General features: G+C 70.9%; 18 protein-coding genes and 1 pseudogene. 10 read left to right on the forward strand and 9 right to left on the reverse strand.

The window, feature by feature from the left end; translation table 11 throughout:
* The first annotated feature begins 56 nt into the window (after nt 1-56).
* The 4 genes and pseudogenes from galT to AC3ENQ_RS10525 all read left to right on the forward strand — a co-directional run bounded on the left by galT (nt 57) and on the right by AC3ENQ_RS10525 (nt 4042).
* On the forward strand, nt 57-1220 hold the full coding sequence (gene galT / locus AC3ENQ_RS10510; protein ID WP_431804509.1) for a galactose-1-phosphate uridylyltransferase: 1164 nt from the start codon (nt 57-59) through the stop codon (nt 1218-1220).
* Complete coding sequence (gene galK / locus AC3ENQ_RS10515) at nt 1217-2374, forward strand: galactokinase (RefSeq protein WP_431804356.1); 1158 nt, start codon at nt 1217-1219, stop codon at nt 2372-2374. The genes galT and galK overlap by 4 nt, the downstream gene beginning before the upstream one ends.
* 165 nt (nt 2375-2539) lie before the next feature.
* Nucleotides 2540-3389: pseudogene (locus AC3ENQ_RS10520) on the forward strand (alpha/beta fold hydrolase).
* Nucleotides 3386-4042 (forward strand): YdcF family protein, encoded by a 657-nt coding sequence (locus AC3ENQ_RS10525; protein ID WP_431804357.1) that lies wholly within the window; start codon nt 3386-3388, stop codon nt 4040-4042. Before AC3ENQ_RS10520 ends, AC3ENQ_RS10525 begins: the two are co-directional and overlap by 4 nt.
* On the opposite strand, the gene AC3ENQ_RS10530 is transcribed toward AC3ENQ_RS10525, so the two are convergent.
* From AC3ENQ_RS10530 to AC3ENQ_RS10555, 6 genes are read right to left on the reverse strand one after another with little or no spacing between them, the layout of a single operon-like run.
* On the reverse strand, nt 3988-4782 hold the full coding sequence (locus AC3ENQ_RS10530) for a fibronectin type III-like domain-contianing protein (RefSeq protein WP_431804359.1): 795 nt from the start codon (nt 4780-4782) through the stop codon (nt 3988-3990). The genes AC3ENQ_RS10525 and AC3ENQ_RS10530 overlap by 55 nt on opposite strands.
* A 3-nt stretch (nt 4783-4785) precedes the next feature.
* Complete coding sequence (locus AC3ENQ_RS10535; RefSeq protein ID WP_431804361.1) at nt 4786-6291, reverse strand: glycoside hydrolase family 3 C-terminal domain-containing protein; 1506 nt, start codon at nt 6289-6291, stop codon at nt 4786-4788.
* 52 nt (nt 6292-6343) lie between these two features.
* Nucleotides 6344-7282, reverse strand: coding sequence for a DNA-methyltransferase (locus AC3ENQ_RS10540; protein WP_431804363.1), 939 nt, complete (start codon nt 7280-7282; stop codon nt 6344-6346).
* The gene (lplAB, locus tag AC3ENQ_RS10545) at nt 7261-8310 is read right to left on the reverse strand and encodes a lipoate-protein ligase LplAB (protein WP_431804365.1); all 1050 of its coding nucleotides are present in this window, start codon (nt 8308-8310) and stop codon (nt 7261-7263) included. The genes AC3ENQ_RS10540 and lplAB overlap by 22 nt, the downstream gene beginning before the upstream one ends.
* Before the next feature lie 30 nt (nt 8311-8340).
* Complete coding sequence (locus AC3ENQ_RS10550; RefSeq protein ID WP_431804367.1) at nt 8341-9150, reverse strand: hypothetical protein; 810 nt, start codon at nt 9148-9150, stop codon at nt 8341-8343.
* Complete coding sequence (locus tag AC3ENQ_RS10555; protein ID WP_431804369.1) at nt 9143-10009, reverse strand: alpha/beta hydrolase; 867 nt, start codon at nt 10007-10009, stop codon at nt 9143-9145. The genes AC3ENQ_RS10550 and AC3ENQ_RS10555 overlap by 8 nt, the downstream gene beginning before the upstream one ends.
* 88 nt (nt 10010-10097) lie before the next feature.
* Between AC3ENQ_RS10555 and AC3ENQ_RS10560 the strand changes: the two genes are divergently transcribed.
* On the forward strand, nt 10098-11798 hold the full coding sequence (locus AC3ENQ_RS10560) for a DHA2 family efflux MFS transporter permease subunit (RefSeq protein WP_431804370.1): 1701 nt from the start codon (nt 10098-10100) through the stop codon (nt 11796-11798).
* Here AC3ENQ_RS10560 and AC3ENQ_RS10565 read toward each other — a convergent pair.
* Nucleotides 11765-13126 (reverse strand): HNH endonuclease signature motif containing protein, encoded by a 1362-nt coding sequence (locus AC3ENQ_RS10565; RefSeq protein WP_431804372.1) that lies wholly within the window; start codon nt 13124-13126, stop codon nt 11765-11767. The genes AC3ENQ_RS10560 and AC3ENQ_RS10565 overlap by 34 nt on opposite strands.
* A 59-nt stretch (nt 13127-13185) precedes the next feature.
* On the opposite strand from AC3ENQ_RS10565, the gene AC3ENQ_RS10570 reads away from it, so the two are divergent.
* From AC3ENQ_RS10570 to AC3ENQ_RS10590, 5 genes are all read left to right on the forward strand, one after another.
* Entirely contained in the window at nt 13186-13659 is a 474-nt protein-coding gene (locus AC3ENQ_RS10570; RefSeq protein ID WP_431804374.1) for a MarR family winged helix-turn-helix transcriptional regulator, read from the forward strand.
* Nucleotides 13656-15020 carry an MFS transporter gene (locus tag AC3ENQ_RS10575; RefSeq protein WP_431804376.1) on the forward strand — a complete coding sequence of 455 codons (1365 nt, stop codon included), beginning with the start codon at nt 13656-13658 and terminating at the stop codon, nt 15018-15020. Before AC3ENQ_RS10570 ends, AC3ENQ_RS10575 begins: the two co-directional genes overlap by 4 nt.
* Nucleotides 15021-15149: 129 nt before the next feature.
* Complete coding sequence (locus tag AC3ENQ_RS10580; protein WP_431804378.1) at nt 15150-15566, forward strand: DUF4383 domain-containing protein; 417 nt, start codon at nt 15150-15152, stop codon at nt 15564-15566.
* A complete protein-coding gene (locus AC3ENQ_RS10585) occupies nt 15563-16099 on the forward strand; it encodes a hypothetical protein (RefSeq protein WP_431804380.1) in 537 nt (178 codons plus the stop codon). Before AC3ENQ_RS10580 ends, AC3ENQ_RS10585 begins: the two co-directional genes overlap by 4 nt.
* Before the next feature lie 105 nt (nt 16100-16204).
* Entirely contained in the window at nt 16205-16543 is a 339-nt protein-coding gene (locus AC3ENQ_RS10590) for a protein-L-isoaspartate carboxylmethyltransferase (RefSeq protein WP_431804382.1), read from the forward strand.
* 48 nt (nt 16544-16591) lie between these two features.
* Here the strand turns inward: AC3ENQ_RS10590 and AC3ENQ_RS10595 are convergent, their stop codons facing one another.
* Both AC3ENQ_RS10595 and AC3ENQ_RS10600 read right to left on the reverse strand, forming a co-directional pair.
* Nucleotides 16592-16921: a peptide ABC transporter permease gene (locus AC3ENQ_RS10595; RefSeq protein ID WP_431804383.1), complete on the reverse strand. Its 330-nt coding sequence runs from the start codon at nt 16919-16921 to the stop codon at nt 16592-16594.
* A gap of 5 nt (nt 16922-16926) precedes the next feature.
* Nucleotides 16927-17253: a DUF7882 family protein gene (locus tag AC3ENQ_RS10600; protein WP_431804385.1), complete on the reverse strand. Its 327-nt coding sequence runs from the start codon at nt 17251-17253 to the stop codon at nt 16927-16929.
* Nucleotides 17254-17300 lie beyond the last annotated feature (47 nt).

Below are 17300 nucleotides of genomic sequence, written 5' to 3' on the forward strand. Positions count from 1 at the left end.
TCTGTGTTGACGATAACACGGCGAGAATCTACGATGTTGACGTGAACAAGCCTCCGTTGTTTCCGTCGGATGCCGCCGACCCGACCGCCGAGACGACGCCATCCGCGCGGCTCGGTGCCGGTGTCGTCAAGCGCGTGACGCACCTCGCCGACGGCCGCGAGCTGATCTACTACGACGACCCGGACACGACGCTCGGACCTGAGCGTGCCGCCGATACGCGCGTGCTCGATGCGCGGCCCGAGACCGCGACGATGCGGCGCGACGTGCTCACCGGGGATTGGATCTCGATCGCCGCGGCGCGGCAGGGCCGGGCGTTCCTGCCTCCCGCCGAGCTCGACCCGCTCGCCCCGCAGACGCCGTCGAACCCGTCGGAGATCCCGTCGCTCTACGACGTCGCGGTCTTCGAGAACCGCTCCCCCTCCTTCGGTCCGGCGCTCGGCGACCCGGCCGATGCCCGCGACGACGACACCGGCGACACGGCTCTCGGTCTCGCCCGGCCGAGCGTCGGGCGCTGCGAAGTCGTCTGCTTCTCCCACGAGCGCACCGGGTCGTTCGGCACGCAGTCGGTCACCCGCGCCCGCACCGTGATCGAGGCGTGGGCCGACCGCACCCGGGTGCTGTCGGAGGTCCCCGGCATCCGGCAGGTCTTTCCGTTCGAGAACCGCGGCGAGGCGATCGGGGTGACGCTGCAGCACCCGCACGGGCAGATCTACACGTACCCGTACATCACCCCGCGTACGCAGCGCCTGCTCGAGCAGATCGACAGCACCCCGCCCGACCTGTTTCAGCGCATCCTCGAGTTCGAGCAGCGGGGTCCGCGGGTCGTGCTGCGCGGTGAGCACTTCACCGCGTTCGTGCCGTTCGCGGCCCGTTGGCCGATCGAGGTGCATGTCCTCCCTCACCGGCACGTCCCCGACCTCGCGGGTCTCACAGACGCCGAACGCGACGAGCTGGCCCCGTTCTACCTGCGCCTGCTGCGAGGAGTGGATGCCCTGTACGACACCCCGACGCCGTACATCGCTGCCTGGCACCAGGCGCCCGTGCGCGTCGGCCGTGACACCGTGCGGCTGCGGCTGGAGCTCACGAGCCCGCGCCGCGCCGCCGACAGGCTCAAGTTCCTCGCCGGGTCGGAGGCCGCCATGGGCGCCTGGATCGGCGATCTCGTCCCCGAGACCGCGGCCGAGCGCCTCCGCGCGGCCATCGAAGGAGTGACCCTGTGACCGCGACGTCGCCCTCCCCCGCAGTCCCCACCGCCGGCACCTGGTCGGCGCCGGGGCGCGTCAACCTCATCGGTGAGCACACCGACTACAACGACGGGTTCGTGTTCCCCTTCGCGATCGAACACCGCACCCGCGTCGACCTCACCACCGGTCGCGACGGCGTCATCCGCGTGCGGTCCTCGTTCGCGCCGGACCCGGTGGAGCTGCCGCTCGCCGAGCTCGACGCGCTCTTCCCCGCCCGCCGCGACGAGATCACGGAGTGGGCACGCTACCCCCTCGGCGTCGCCTGGGCGCTCCTCGACGAGACGCAGACCGACCCGGCATCCGTCACCGGTGTCGACCTCCTCTTCTCCTCCGACGTGCCCGTCGGAGCGGGGCTCTCATCGTCCGCCGCGATCGAGGGCGCGACCGCCGCGGCCCTGAACGACGTCTGGGATCTCGGCCTCGACTCGGTCGCGCTCGCCCGCATCGGGCGCCGCGCCGAGAACGACGCCGTCGGCGCACCCACCGGCATCATGGACCAGACCGCCGCGATGCGCGGGCGGGCGGATGCCGGCATCTTCCTCGACTGCCGCACGCTGGATGCCGAGATCATCCCCCTCGGGTTCGCCGCGGCGGGCCTCGAGGTGCTCGTCATCGACACGCGGGTGAGTCACGCGCACTCCACCGGCGGGTACCGCGAGCGCCGCGAGGCGTGCGAGCGGGGCGCGGCGCTCCTCGGCGTTCCCGCGCTGCGTGACGTATCCGTCGACGACCTCCCCCGCGCCGAAGAGCTGATGGACGACGTCACCTTCCGCCGCGTCCGCCACGTCGTCACCGAGGATCAGCGGGTGCTGGATGCCGTGCGGACGCTGCAGGGCGACGGCCCCCGTGCGGTCGGGCCCCTCCTCGACGCATCGCACGCGTCGATGCGCGACGACTTCGGGATCTCGACGCCCGAACTCGACCTCGCCGTCACCACCGCCCGCGCCGCGGGGGCCGTCGGGGCACGGATGACCGGCGGCGGATTCGGGGGCGCCGCGATCGCCCTCATCGATCACGAGCTCGTCCCGGCGGCGACGAGCGCGATCGAGACCGCGTTCGCCGACGCCGGTTTCACGGCGCCGCACATCTTCACCGTGCACCCCTCCGACGGGGCACGACGCGACGCCTGACAGGACCATGGGCGCGGCGCGTCAGATGACGCAACCCCCTGGCATCCTCGCGGCGTCGCCCGTAGCGTCGAATCCAGTCGCCGGCATCCGCCCGGCTGTCTCACCACTGCCCGTACACGATCGCCCGCACACCATCACCCGCACACCCCCGAGGGAGCACTGACCATGGCCTACGTCACCGTCGCGACCGAGAACTCGACCGACGTCGAGATCTTCTACACCGATCAGGGCCCCTCGGACGGTCAGCCGGTCGTCCTCATCCACGGGTTCCCGCTGAACGGCGAATCGTGGGACCTGCAGGCGCGCGCGCTCCTCGCGGCGGGCTACCGCGTGATCGCGTACGACCGGCGCGGGTTCGGCGCCTCCTCGAAGACGGCGTCGGGTTCGGACTACGACACGTTCGCGGCGGACCTCCACGCGCTCATCGATGAGCTCGAACTCGAGGATGCCGTGCTGGTGGGGTTCTCGATGGGAACGGGCGAGATCGCCCGCTACCTCCCGCTACGGCGCGGGCCGCATCGCGAAGGTCGCGTTCTTCGGCTCGCTCGAGCCCTACCTGCTCATCACCTCCGACAATCCCGACGGAGCCGGCGATCAGGCGTTCTTCGACGGCACGGCCGCGGCGGTCGCGGAGGACCGGTACGCGTTCCTCACCGGGTTCTTCCGCGACTTCTACAACCTCGACGACCTCCTCGGCGAGCGCATCTCGCAGGAAGCCGTCGACGCGAGCGTGCAGGTCGCGAACCAGGCGGGGAACGCCGCGATCGCCGCCGCTCCCCTCACCTGGCCGACCGACTTCCGCGGCGACATCCCCTCCATCACCGTCCCGACCCTGATCGTGCACGGGACGGCCGACAACATCCTGCCCATCGATGCGACGGCGCGGCGGTTCAAGGACCTCGTGCCCGACGCGACCCCGCTCACCTACGTCGAGATCGAGGGCGCACCGCACGGGCTCCTGCGCACGCACGGCGCCGAGGTGAACGAGGCGCTGCTGGCGTTCCTGCGTTCGTGACGCGCCGCGCGTCCGCGCGTCTGCGGCGGGGGATGCCGTGGTTCGCGGCGGCCGGCCTCGGCGCGGCACTCCTGGGTTTCGGTGAGGCGCAGGCGTTCCGCGCGTCGCGCGCCGACTACCCGACCCCAGCCGACGCGACCACCGGGGCGACCACAGGGCCACGGGACGGGCGGGACGTCGTCCTCGTCCTCGGATTCCGCTCCCGCGAGGACGGGCGCCCGAACGCACTGCAGGCGTGGCGGACGCGCATCGCCGTGCGCTCCGCGCCGCCGGGAGCGCTCTACGTCTTCTCCGGCGGCGCCGTGCGCGGGTCGGCGCCGGAGGCCGAGGTCATGGCACGCTTCGGCGCGGAGCGCCTCGGCATCCGCCCCGCAGACATCGCGATCGAGCCGCACGCGACCTCGACGCACGAGAACCTGACGCTGTCACTGCCGTGGCTGGAGGGCGCGCGGACGATCCGCATCGCGTCGAACACCGCCCACGCGCGACGCGCGCGACAATATCTGCGCGCCCTCGAGCCGCAACTGTGGCGGCGGCTCCGTCCGACGCGCGACTACCGGCCGCTCGAACTCGGCCCTCTCCGCCTCGCGCTGACCTTCTACGACTTCGTCGCGGGGCGGGCGGCCGCGTTGGCCTCGTCGAGGAGCGTCTGAAGGCTCTCAACGGTCACCTCGGGGCCGGTGAAGCCGACGATGCGGCCGACGGGGAAGCCCTCCATCGCCTTCAGCGTGGCCGCGTCGGATGCCTCGTCACCGGAGAGGAACGAGCCCATCGCCTTCCGCGTCGGCGGCCCCGCGACGGGGTCGGCGAGCACGTCGGTGACCGAGGAGTGGAGCGTCAGCGGCACGGAGGTGTCATCGCCGGCGACCGTCACGGTCGTCGTCGCGCGGATGTCGCGGCTCGATGCCCCGACCTCGATCGTGTAGTCGCCGCCCTCGAGCACCCAGCGGCCCTGGCGGACGTCCCACGCGGTCAGGTCGTTCCGGTGAAGCGTGATCTCGACCTGCGCCTCGTCACCGGGCGCGATCTCGACGGTCGCGAAGCCCGAGAGTGCCCGCACCGCGCGCTCGATCGCCGAGCCCGGGAGCGACGTGTAGACCTGCACGATCTCGCGGCCCGGACGATTGCCCCCGTTGCTCACCGGGACCGTGACGACGATGTCGCCGGCATCCGTCACCTCCGCGTGCGCGTCGCCGTAGCGGAACGTCGTGTACGACAGTCCGTGGCCGAACGGATACGCGACCTCGAGCTGCTTCAGGTCGTAGCCGCGGTAACCGACGAAGATGCCCTCGCCGTAGCGGACGTGCCCGGCCTCACCGGGGAAGTTGCCGTACGAGGGGGTGTCCTGGATGCGCAGCGGAATCGTCTCGGTCAGCTTTCCCGACGGGTTCACGGCTCAGAAGAGGACGTCGGCGGTCGCGGAGCCCCCCGCCTGGCCGAGGAGCCAGCCCTCGACGATCGCGGGGACGGCGCCGCGGAAGGGCAGGAGCACGACGCCGCCGTTGGAGAGGACGACGACGGTGCGGGGGTTCGCGGCGGCGACCGCCTCGATCACGGCGAGCTGGTCTGCCGGAAGGTCGATGTCGGTGCGGTCGTAGCCCTCCGATTCCGCCGCGGCCGGCAGTCCCGCGAATACGATCGCAACGTCCGCGGTACCGGCGGCGGCGACCGCCTCTTCGCGCAGGGTGTCGGGGTCGCCGTTCGCGCTGTCGGCGCCCGCGAGCACGAATCCGGGCGCGTAGGTGACGGTGCCCGCGGCGGCCTCCGAGATGGCGTCCCACGCGGTGTCGAGCCGTGTGGGGTTGATGAGGCTGGAACCTGCGCCCTGGTAGCACGGATGCTTCGCGAACGCACCGATGACGGCGAAGGATGCCGCGGCATCCTTCGGGTCGAGCGGCAGCAGATCGCCCTCGTTCTTCAGCAGCACGATCGAGCGGCCGGCCGCCTCACGGGCGAGCGCATGATGGGCGTCGACGTCGATCTCCCCGCCCGCGGCGGGACGTTCCGCCGCGCGGCGCGTCAGCTGGACGGCGCGGCGCGCGGCGGCATCCAGCGCCGATTCGGCGATCTCACCCCGCTCCACCGCCGCGACGATGAGCGCCGGGCTCGCCCCACCCGACGAGGGCATCTCGAGGTCGAGGCCGGCGGGAAGGCCCGCGACGCGGTTGTCGACCGCACCCCAGTCCGACATCACCAATCCGTCGAAGCCCCACTCGTCGCGGAGCACCGTCGTCAACAGCCAGGGATTCTCCGACGAGTAGACGCCGTTGATCCGGTTGTACGAGCACATGACGGTCCAGGGATGCGACAGCTCGATCACCTGCTGGAAGGCGCGCAGGTAGATCTCGCGCAGCGGCCGCTCGTCGATGTCGGCGCTCACGCGCATGCGGTCGGTCTCCTGGTTGTTCGCGGCGAAGTGCTTGACGCAGCCGCCCACCCCCTCCGCCTGGAGACCGCGGATGAACCCCGCCCCCACGACCCCGGCGACGAGCGGGTCTTCGGAGTAGTACTCGAAGTTGCGCCCGCACAGCGGCGAGCGCTTGATGTTGATGCCGGGGCCGAGCACGACCGACACGTCCTGCACGATCGCCTCGTGCGCGATCGCGGCGCCGACGCGGGCGGTGAGGTCGGGGTCGAAGGCGGATCCGATGCCCACCGCGGGCGGGAAGCAGGTCGAGGGCACGCTCGCGCCGAGGCCGAGCGCGTCGCCCGCGCCCTCCTGCTTACGCAGGCCGTGCGGACCGTCGGTCATCATGAGCGACGGGATGCCGACGCGCTCGATCGCTTGGGTGTGCCAGAAATCCGCACCGCTAGTGAGCGAGGCCTTCTCCTCTCGCGTGAGCTGGGCGACGGTGTCGTCGAGGGCGGAGGTGTGCGATGGTGCGGACTGCGAAGCGGTCATGCGGCCATGCTGGCAAAGCTCGGCGCCCAGCGCGAGGGGTGCGATGGGCTGGTCAGCGGACGATCGCGTCCGGCATCCGCCGCCGCATGACCTCGATCGCGTCGGGGTTGTCGTCGACGAGCATCGCGTGGCGCCCGAGCGCCGACGCGACCGCGCCGGTCGTGCCGCTGCCGGCGAACAGGTCGAGGACGCGGTCGCCCGGGCGGCTGGATGCCTGGACGATGCGGCGGAGGATCCCCTCGGGTTTCTGGGTCGGATAGCCGGTCTTCTCTCGCCCGCCGGTCGGTACGATCGTGTGCCACCAGACGTCGGTCGGCAGCTTCCCCCGCGCCGCCTTTTCGGGCGTGACGAGCCCGGGCGCCATGTAGGGCTCGCGGTCGACGGCCTCGGAGTCGAACCAGTAGGCATCCGGATCCTTCACGTACACGAGGATCGTGTCGTGCTTGGTCGGCCAGCGGCGGCGAGACTTCGCGCCGTAGTCGTAGGCCCAGACGAGTTCGTTGAGGAAGCAGTCGCGCCCGAAAAGGGAGTCGAGCAGCACCTTGGCGTAGTGGGCCTCTCGGTAATCGAGGTGGAGGTAGAGCGTGCCGTCGTCGGCGAGCAGGCGCCACGCCTCACGCAGGCGCGGCTCGAGGAAGTCCCAGTAGTCGCCCCACCGGTCGTCGTACGCGCGGAGGTCGCCGCGCAGGCGCGCGTAGCTCGTGCCGCGGAAGCCGGTCTTCACCGGCGCGCGTTCAGAACTCCGGAGATCCGCGTCGCGCGCCGCCGGATCGGGGTCCTGGCCGGGGTCGATCGCGCGATTCTCCGGAGTTATGACCGCGCGCTCGACCGCCCTCCTGCGCGACCGGCCGGTGTTGAACGGCGGATCGAGGTAGATGAGGGTGAACGAGGCGTCGGGCAGACGGCGCGCGACCGCGAGATTGTCGCCGTGGACGATCTCGACCGCCCCGGGCGCGGGCGGGGCGTCGGTCACGGCACGCGGTGCAGCCACGCGTCGGTGGCGAACTTCGAGGCGACCAGCACCTCGGCCTCGGCGTATTCCTCGTCGGTGATCCGTCCGGGCTGGGCGCCGTAGAGGCTCGTGAAGGTCTGCTTCAGCTTCTCGATGATCGCCTCGCGCGGAAGGCCGGTCTGGGCGCGGAGCGGGTCGACGCGCTTCGCGGCCGAGGTCGTGCCCTTGTCGCTCAGCTTCTCGCGACCGATGCGCAGCACCTCGGTCATGACCTGACCGTCCATGTCGTACGACATCGTCGCGTGGTGCAGCACGCCGCCGCCCGCGAGCCGCTTCTGCGCGGCGCCGCCGATCTTGCCCTTCGGCGAGGCGATGTCGTTGAGCGGCTGGTAGGTCGCGTCGACGCCCAGGGCGCGCAGCGCCTGCAGCACCCAGTCGTCGAGGAACGCGTACGAGTCGGCGAAGGTCATGCCGGCGACGAGGGATGCCGGAACGTACAGCGAGTACGTCACGATCGAATCGGCGCCCATCATCATGGCGCCGCCGCCCGAGATGCGGCGGACCACGTCGTAGCCGTGGCGGGCGGCGCCCTCGGGGTCGACCTCGTTGCGGTAGGACTGGAAGGATCCGATGACGACGGCCGACTCGTCCCACTCCCAGATGCGGAGCGTGGGGTTCCGGAGCCCCGCGCCGACGCGCGCGGTGAGCACCTCGTCGAGGGCGAGGTTCATGCGCGGTGAGACCGCCTTCTCGTGGACGATCTCCCACGTGAAGTCCTTCCACCCGGGGGCGGTGACGAGCGCGCGGCGGACGGCGGTGCCGACCGATTCGGGGGTGAAGCCGAGTAGCTGCGCCCCCTCGGGGAGCGCGGCGCGGACGGCGGCGGCGATGGCCGCGGCATCCGATTCCACCGGCAGCCCGGTCACCGCGGCATCGATGTCTGCCAGAGCGTCGTCGGGTTCGAGGAAGAAATCGCCCGCCAGGCGGAAGTCGGCGATGCGGCCGTTCTCGACCTCGAGGTCGACGACGACGAGCTTGCCCCCGGGGACCTTGTACTCACCGTGCATGTCTTCAGCCTAGGTCAGTACACGGTGCGCCTACCGAGCCGCCTCGTCGGTCATCGCCATCACCTCGCGCAGGCGGCGCTCACCGATCACGCCCGCGACGATCATCAGACCCAGCATGACCACCGCGAGCACGCGGGTGGCCCACAGCGCCACGGTCTGCCCCAGCGTGAAATCCGCGGTGTCGGACCAGAACAGGACCTCGACGACGCTCTCGCCGGTGACCCCGATGAGCTGCGGGGCCAGGGAGAGCAGGATGACGTACGACGCCACGGCGGTGAGCATGACAACGAGATAGAGGGTCATGAAGTACCACCACGGGTTGATCGCGCGGCCCGCGCGCCGCGCCGCCCGTGCGCGAACGAGCGTCACGATCGGTATCGCGAGCAGGCCGACCGCGAGGGCGGCGAGGCCGTACGCCATCGACCATACGAAGCCGAAAAGCAGCGGGAGGAACACGATCGCGGACGCGTCCTTCGCGATGACGGCGACCGCGATGCTCACGCCGAGGGTGCCGACGAGCCAGAGGGCGAGGGCCCAGAGGTAATCGCGCAGCACCCCGCGGTATCCCGCCCAGATGGGGGTGTCGTCGAAATCTCCGCCGAGCCGCGGGTCTCCCACATCTCCCCAGGGCAGGAAGAAGAAGCGCAGCCCTCCGGCGATGCCCCCCGCCGCACCGAACGCCAGAACGATCGGCATGACGACGTCGAAGGAGTCCGTCGAAGCGAGCATCGGCAGGAGCCCTGCGAGCGCGCCGACGACCGTCAGGGCGATGATCCACCGCAGCGGCCGCGCCCAGTGGTCCGCGTACCGGGTCGCGAGTGTGCCGGCGCGCTCAGTCACGGACGGGAATCCGCTTGTCGAGCCACGCGAGCAGGTCGTCGCGCACGTCTCCCTGGATCGGCTCGTTGAAGATCTCGTGGCGCGCGCCCGGATAGACGATGACGGTGACGTCGTCGAGCCCGGAGCGGGTGCGGTACACGTCGGCGAGCTTGTTGATGCTTCGCGGTCCGCCGAGCGAGTCGTCCTCGCCGACCATCAGCAGCACCGGGCGCTGGGGGCGGATGTCCCTCGCGGGGCGGCCGAGGATGCGCATCTGGTCGGGCAGGCTGAACAGCCGCTGCATGGGTTCGGTCGTGCCGTACGGGTCGGCGAGAAACGCCTCGCCGACGGCGGGGTCGCTCGCCATCCACTCCGTGCCGTTGGAGGTCTTCGACTCCCACCGCTTGTTGAGGTTGCCGACGTTCATGTAGCCGAGCATGCGGTAGGCGGAGCCGCTGAGCACGACGGCGTCGTAGCTGTCGGTGTGCTTGTCGAACAAACGCTGGGTCATGAACGACCCCCACGAGTGGCCGAGGATGATCAGCGGCAGGTCGGGGTTCTCGGCACGGATCAGCTGGGTGAACTGCCAGAGCGCGTCGACCGTGGCCCGCAGGCCGCCGACGCCGAGGTGCCCGATCTTGTCGGGGTCCCCGCCGTGCTGGCGCTCGCCCGTGCGCCCGTGGCCGCGGTGATCGTCGGCGTAGACGACGTACCCGTCGGCGGTGAGCGCGTCGATGAGGTTGCCGTAGCGACGCGCGTGCTCGCCGATGCCGTGGAGGAGCTGGACGACGGCTCTCGGCTCGGTGGCGGCGGCGTAGTGGTCGAAGACGATCTCGACGCCGCGAGCGTCCGTGTAGGTGCGTTCGGTCGCCTCTGCCATGCTCGCGAGCTTAGAGGAACGGATGCCGTGGCGACGAGCTCGAGCATCCACTTCCGGACGGGAAGATTGCTAGCTAATCTAGCGTTTCGTGAGGGACAAAACATCGCTGCGCTGGTTCGGGCTGGTCTTCATCAGCCTCGCCGTGGCGCTCATCATCGTGGACTCGACGATCGTCAACGTCGCGGTTCCCGCCATCGTCGACGAGCTCGGACTGTCGTCGACCGAGGTCCAGTGGGTGCAAGAGGCGTACACCCTCGTCTTCGCCTCACTACTGCTGCTGTTCGGAAGCCTCGCCGACCGGTTCGGGCGGCGACGACTCCTGCTCATCGGCGTGGTGCTGTTCGCCGCGGCATCCGTCGGCGCTGCGTTCGCGCCGAGCGCCGACCTGCTGATCGGTGCGCGGCTCGTGCAGGGCGTCGGCGGGGCGATGATGCTGCCGAGCACCCTGTCGCTGCTCAACGCGACGTTCCGGGGTCGAGAGCGCGGCATCGCGTTCGCGGTGTGGGGCTCGACGATCGGAGGCATGGCCGCGGTCGGGCCCCTCCTCGGCGGGTGGCTGACGACCGCCTTCTCGTGGCGGTGGGCGTTCGGGATCAACGTGCCGCTCGGCATCCTCATCATCATCGGGGTGCTGTGGGCGGTGAACGAATCGCGCGCGGAGTCGTACGGCCGGATCGACGGGGTCGGCGCGGTGCTGTCGGTGATCCTGTTCGGTTCGCTCGTCTTCGGGCTCATCGAGGGGCGGACCCTCGGCTGGTGGGCGGTGAACGACCCGTTCACGATCGGGGACTGGACGTGGCCGTTCGACGTATCGCCCGTGCCGATCGCGTTCCTCCTCGCGGCGCTCTCGCTCGTCGCGTTCATCGCGTGGTCGCGCAGCCGCGCGAAGGCGGGCAAGCAGACGCTGCTCGACCCCCGGCTGTTCTCGATCGCGACGTTCCGCAGCGGCAACGTGGCGGCGCTCGTCGTGGCGCTCGGGGAGTTCGGGATCATCCTGTCGCTGCCGCTGTGGCTGCAGTTCGTCCTCGGATTCAGCGCGCTGCAGACCGGTCTCGTGCTGCTGGCGCTCGCGATCGGATCGTTCGTGGCGAGCGGCTTCGCCGGCGCGACGAGCGGGAAGGTGAGCCCGGTGCTCGTCGTGCGGATCGGCCTCGTCGCGGAGATCATCGGCGTCGCCGGGGTCGGTGTCGTCGTCGGGTGGGATGCCGGAGCGGGGGATGCCTGGGGCTGGCTCCTGCCGGCGCTGTTCGTCTACGGGTTCGGCGTGGGGCTTGCGACCGCGCAGCTGACGGGAGTCGTCCTGCAGGACGTGCCGGTCGAGCTGTCGGGACAGGGGTCGGGGACGCAGTCGACGGCTCGGCAGGTCGGCTCGGCGCTCGGCATCGCGATCCTCGGGACGGTGCTCTTCTCGAGCACGGCGGGGATCCTGTCGTCGTCGCTGGAGGATCGGGGTCTTCCCGAGGCGCAGCGCGACCAGGTGGTGTCGACCGTGGTCGACAGCGCCGGTGCGGCGATCTCCGGGCTCGCCGACAACCCGCAGACGGCGGAGATCGGCGCCGACGCGAAGCAGGCGTTCTCGGACGGCACCCGCCTCGCGGCGTTCACGGCGGCGGGATTCCTGGTCATCGGTCTCGTCGCGACGATCCCGTTGGGACGCTCGCGGCGCGAGGGAGATGCGGAGGGCGCGGCGAGGACCCGTGGTCAGCCGGGTGCCCGCGGCGCGGGTGCGGGCGCGTCCGAGGCGGGCGCGTCCGATCAGAAGGGCGCGGGGGCTCCGACCGAGTCGTAGGCGGCGTCGAGGAGCCGCCGCCAGGGCGGGTCCTTCACCCTGTTCGTGGCGGCCTGGATCACCGGTGGTGCATTGTTGCGATAGCGCCGCCGGGTCGGGGACGTGAACTCGAGCACCTCGCCGCCGAGGTGCGTGATCGTCCATGGCGAGGCGTGCTTGAGGCGGTGATGCTTCTTGCACAGGATCGCCAGGTTCCCCGCGTGGGTCTTCCCGCCGTCGGAGAACGCGACGGTGTGGTCGGCTTCGCTCCCGACGGCGGGGCGGCGGCATCCTGGCCACCGGCAGCACTGATCCCGCGCATCGAGCAGGCGGCGAAGCCTCGCGCTCGGGCGGTAGGTGTCGAGCCGGAGGGGCTCTTCGGTGAGGGGGTGGATCATCACCCTCTCCCAGCACGACGCGCCCGCGGCCAGGACGCGAGCGGTGTCTGCATCGATGGGCCCATGCCCGTCGAGGAGCGCCGGTTCGTCGCTCTCGCCCATGACGGTCAGGATCGGGACGGTGACCCGCACCGTCGCACGGATCGCGCCTAACGCGCTCCCGTCGTCGTCCGCGTCATTGTGGCCGGTCGGAGCACCGGTCAGCAGGAGATCGAGAGCCACGTCCGCGCGCCGCTGGTCGAGCGTGCGCTCGTCGGGCGTGCAGGCATCCGGCCCGCCGGCATCCGGCCCGCCGGCGTCGCCGTCGGCGTCTGAGTCGCCCCTGTGCTGCCCGTCTCGGCCGCAGGCCTCGTCCCCCTCGCCGTCGCCGGCGCTGTCGTCGCCGGCGAGGGCGGCGGCCAGGTCGGTGACACGCTCGAACACACCCTGGATCAGCGCCGCCGGACCATCGAGCAGCAGTCGGGTGAGCCCGTCGTGCAGAGGGTAGGTCTTCACCTGCCGGGCTGCGAGCGCCTCGCGATGCCGCGCCTCGACGATCTCCGGCTGCAGTCGCGCCGCGATCACCCGGGCGTGCTCCCGCACCGCCGCCGCCGTGTCGACCTCGGCGACCGGCAGGATCAGCTCCTCGAACACGCCACGGTTCCCGGCATCCAATGGGGCACCGGCGTCGATGATCGCCGACGCGTGCCGCTCATCGATCCGCCCCTCCCGGAGCGCCTCTAGCGTGGCCGGGTAGGCGCCTACGAGCGCGGCGCCGTCACCAAGCCACGAGGAGATCGTCCGCTCCCCGATCCGCATCGCCGCGGCGAGCTCCGCCATCACCTCACGCAACGGGATCGAATCACCCACATCGCCGGCGCGCCCCCGACCCGAGCGCGCCGCCTGACGCTGCGCAACCCGCACCGCCACCAGCTCCAGAGCCAGATCGTATTTTTCTTCTATTTTCACCACTCCTCACTCCCGCCCCGCCCTTTACTTAGCAAGGCTAATGAGCTAAGCTAACGAAAAGAATGAGTCCCACTGTCACACCCCCCAGCCCCACTCCTGAGCGCGCCGACACCTCCCCCAACCTCGCCACCGAGGCATCCGACCTGCGCATGGCGACCTTCCGTCTCGCGCGGCGCCTCCGTTCGCAGCGCTCCGTCGACTCGATGAGCGACGGCCAGTTCGCCGTACTCGCCGCCCTCTCCGTGCACGGCCCGCACACCCTCGGCGAGCTCGCCGACCGCGAGCGCGTCTCCGCACCGTCGATGAACCGCACCGTCAACTGCCTCGAAGAGGGCGGCTACCTCAGCCGCACCCCCGACGAGGACGACCGCCGCAAGGTCAACATCGCCCTCACCGACGCCGGCCGCACCGTCGTCGACGAGACCGTGCGTCGCCGCGACGAGTGGCTCGAGGCATCCCTCGCCGCTCTCACGCCGGCCCAGCGCGAGACGCTGCACGACGCCGCCGCGATCATGCGGGAGGTGGCCGCCAGATGAGCGCCATGTTCCGTTCCTTCTCCGTCTTCAACTACCGCGTCTGGTTCATCGGCGCCCTCGTCTCGAACGTCGGCCAGTGGATGCAAGCGACGGCCCTCAGCTGGGTCGTCCTCACCCAGCTGACCGACAACGACGCCGGCGCCATGGGCATCACGATGGCGCTGCAGTTCGCGCCGCCGCTCCTGCTCGTCGGCGTCACCGGGTGGGTCGCCGACCGCTTCGATCGGCGACGGCTGCTGCTCGTCACGCAGTCGCTCCTCATGTCGATCGGCGCCGTGATCGGCGTGCTCGTCCTCACCGGCGTCATGACGCTCCCCCTCATGTACGCGTTCGCGTTCGTGCTCGGCATGGTCGCCGCGTTCGACAACCCGACGCGGCAGGCCTTCGTCTCCGACCTCGTCGCCCGCGAGAACGCGTCGAATGCCGTCGCGCTGAACGCGGCATCCTTCAACACCGCCCGCATGATCGGCCCCGCCGTCGCGGGCATCGTGATCGTCGCGGTCGGCACGGGATGGGTGTTCCTCCTGAACGCCGTCACCTTCCTCGCGATGATCGTCGCGCTCCGCCTGATCCGCACCGACGAGCTCGTCCCGCGCGCGAAGGCGACGGGCTCGAACCGACTCGCCGACGGGTTCCGCTACGTGCGCGGGCGTCCCGACCTCATGGTCACGTTCGCGATGGTGTTCCTGCTCGGCGCGTTCGGCATGAACTTCCCGATCTTCGCGTCGACGATGGCGCTCGAGTTCGGAAAGGATGCCGACGGCTACGGACTCCTCTCGTCGATCCTCGCCATCGGCTCGCTCGCCGGCGCCCTGCTCGCCGCACGGCGCGACCGCGCGCGCATCCGCCTGGTCATCGTCGGGACCGGCCTGTTCGCCCTCGCCGGCGCCGTATCGGCCCTCATGCCCTCCTACTGGCTGTATGCCGTCACGCTCATGTTCACCGGCTTCGCGGTCGTGACGACGATGACCACGGCGAACGGCTACGTGCAGACGACCACCGATCCGGCCCTGCGCGGCCGCGTCCTCGCGCTCTACATGGCGATCCTCATGGGCGGGACGCCCCTCGGAGCCCCCATCGTCGGATGGGTGGCGGATGCCTACGGCCCCCGCGCCGCGATCTGGCTCGGCGCCGGAGCCGCGTTCCTCGCGTGTGCGATCGGATTCGTGTGGCTCGTGGTCTCGGGCCGCCTGCACCGCAGCGAGTCGCGCCGCTTCGCCCTCTCGCTCGACGAGACGCGCCCCCTCACGGTGGTCGCACCCGAGGAGTTCAGCGACGAGGTCGCCGGCACCACACCGATCAGCCTCCCCGAGGTGTCCGTTCCCGAGATCGCACGGGACGAGCGCCGCCGCATGGCCTGACGCTCGGTCGCCGGTCGCGCGGTCGCGCCGGTCGACGATCACCCGATCGCCGCGACCCATCCGATCGGCGGACCGCGCCGAACAGTCTTCATATCCGGCATCCGCCGGGTCAGGACTGAGGAGAGCATCATGCGCACATCACCCAATCGACTGGTCGCCACGATCTTCGGAGCCGTGTACGTCCTCGTCGGACTGCTCGGATTCGCGGTGACCGGCGGGGTAGGCTTCCTCGCGACCGAGGGAGGGCTCCTCCTCGGGATCTTCGCGGTCAACCCGCTCCACAACATCGCGCACCTCCTGATCGGCGGCGCACTTCTGATCGCCGGCCTGACGAGCGTGCGCGCCGCCAAGATCGTGAACATCGTGGTCGGGGCCGCATACCTGCTGCTGGGCATCGTGGGATTCTTCCTCGTCGGGACGAGCGCGAACTTCCTCGCGCTGAACGTGCCGGACCACTTCCTCCACCTCGGGAGCGCGATCGTTCTGCTCGCGGTCGGCCTGGGGGCGGAACGCTCCGACGCCGCCGTCCGCGCGGTCGGCGCGTGACGGACGAGGTGGCGTCGTCCACGGCCCGAGCCGCATGGCGTCGGTCGTGGGCGACTCCGCTCGCCTGGGGCGGCGGCCTCGTCCTCGCCGGGATGGGCGGCGCGAGCGCGGTCCGCGCGTCGACGGCGCTGTCGCTCTCAAGCGGCATCGTCCTCGTCGCGCTCGGGGTCGCCGCGCTCGTCTGGGGCGCCGTCAGCCTCGCGCGCGGGACGCTGATCGCGCCGCGCGCGGCGACCGCTGCGGTGATCACCGCGATCCTCGCGGTCGCCACCACCGTCGCGCTGCAGCCGGCGCGCTCGAGCGTGATCGGCGCGGCGGCAGCAGTCGCGCTGCTGGTCGCGACCGCCGCGCTCGTCGCGATGGAGCAGCGGCATCCGTCCGCGCCGAGCCGCTCCGCCGCTGTCCTCCCGCTCGTCGCGGCCGCTGCGCTGGTCGCCGTCGTCGCAACACCCGCGCTCGGCGCCGTGCAGGATGCCGCATCGGTCCGCGACGACGGTTCCATCGTCGTCATCGACCCGCACGGGCGTCACTGAGCACGCGGCCGCCGAGCGTGCGGCCCCGCATAGGGCCGCCGGGCGTGCGGGCGCCGCAAGGCATAATGGGAGGGCGCCGTTCGGCGCCCGATGATTTGGGGAGAGATGCCTTACCGCAGCAAGGCCACGGTGCAGGGATGGATCGACGACTATCTGGCCGCGCACCCCGCCTACTCGTCGTCGATCACGGTCCTCGAAAAGGACTTCACGCCGGGTCCCGAATCGGGGATGGTGGTCGTATCGCTCAACAACGCGTCGACGGTGACGTACATCCAGGCCGTCGTCGACGACCTGGGACCGCGGTGGCTTGTCACGTTCGAACCGCGGTCGGAGGCGATGGACCTCGATGCCGCAAAGGTAGCGGCTCTCGCCGCCGACCTCGCGGGTCTCGCGGAGTTGTGCGGATACCTGCAGGGACGCACCGAGGAAGCGATGGCGGCCTGACCGGACGCGCCCGACCGGATCAGCGGATGCCGATTCAGCGGGTCATCCTCAGAGCATCGGCAGGGTGAACACCGCCGCGGCGAACGTGCCGATCGCGACGATGCCGCTGAGCGCGGCCGCCGCCTGGAACGCACCCTGGGCGCGACGGGAGAGCACCGGCTGATCCTCGTTGGCCGGGGCCGATTCGACGGCGCGCTGGGCCTCGGCCAGAGAGATGTAGCGGCCGACCGGCGTCGATCGCCCGTCGAAGCCGACGAAGTGGCCGTCGACGGTGCGTTCCGCGTAGCCGACGTACTCGCCGTCCCGCGACGCGACGTGGAAGCCCGGCTCGACGGCCGCCCACGTGACGTGGGACGCCGCGGCCCTCGTGGGCAGCACGCTCGTCACGCGACGACCGCCAGTTCGGGCTTGGTCGCGGCTACCGCGGCGTCGAGGTCGATGACGATGCCCATGGCCGATGCCGCCGCCTGCGCGAGCTCATTGACGTAGGCGGGGTCGAGGCGGATGGGCTCGGCGCTGTCGAAGTCGAATCGGAGAGGGATCGCGCAGTGGACCCACACGGTCGACCGCCCGGCCCGTGCCGACGAGAACGAGACGCTGAAGCCCTCGGACCGGCGGAGCTTGGTCGTCGTCACCATCTTCAGGTGGGCGAGCTCGCGGTCATCGACCTCGATCGCGTCGATGCTGTTGCCGTAGTACAGACGTCCCATGATGATTCCTCGCTCTATGGCCGGTTCGGTCACGAGAAAGGTTATTC

The sequence above is a fragment of the Microbacterium sp. bgisy203 genome (assembly GCF_057706945.1).

What these genes read in the sequence shown, in the direction of transcription:
- AC3ENQ_RS10535 (WP_431804361.1), bottom strand. Translation starts at nt 6,291, where the DNA reads ATGACCGCTTCGCAGTCCGCACCATCGCACACCTCCGCCCTCGACGAC.
- lplAB (WP_431804365.1), bottom strand. Translation starts at nt 8,310, where the DNA reads ATGCACGGTGAGTACAAGGTCCCCGGGGGCAAGCTCGTCGTCGTCGAC.
- AC3ENQ_RS10555 (WP_431804369.1), bottom strand. Translation starts at nt 10,009, where the DNA reads ATGGCAGAGGCGACCGAACGCACCTACACGGACGCTCGCGGCGTCGAG.
- AC3ENQ_RS10570 (WP_431804374.1), top strand. Translation starts at nt 13,186, where the DNA reads ATGAGTCCCACTGTCACACCCCCCAGCCCCACTCCTGAGCGCGCCGAC.
- AC3ENQ_RS10575 (WP_431804376.1), top strand. Translation starts at nt 13,656, where the DNA reads ATGAGCGCCATGTTCCGTTCCTTCTCCGTCTTCAACTACCGCGTCTGG.
- AC3ENQ_RS10580 (WP_431804378.1), top strand. Translation starts at nt 15,150, where the DNA reads ATGCGCACATCACCCAATCGACTGGTCGCCACGATCTTCGGAGCCGTG.
- AC3ENQ_RS10590 (WP_431804382.1), top strand. Translation starts at nt 16,205, where the DNA reads ATGCCTTACCGCAGCAAGGCCACGGTGCAGGGATGGATCGACGACTAT.
- AC3ENQ_RS10600 (WP_431804385.1), bottom strand. Translation starts at nt 17,253, where the DNA reads ATGGGACGTCTGTACTACGGCAACAGCATCGACGCGATCGAGGTCGAT.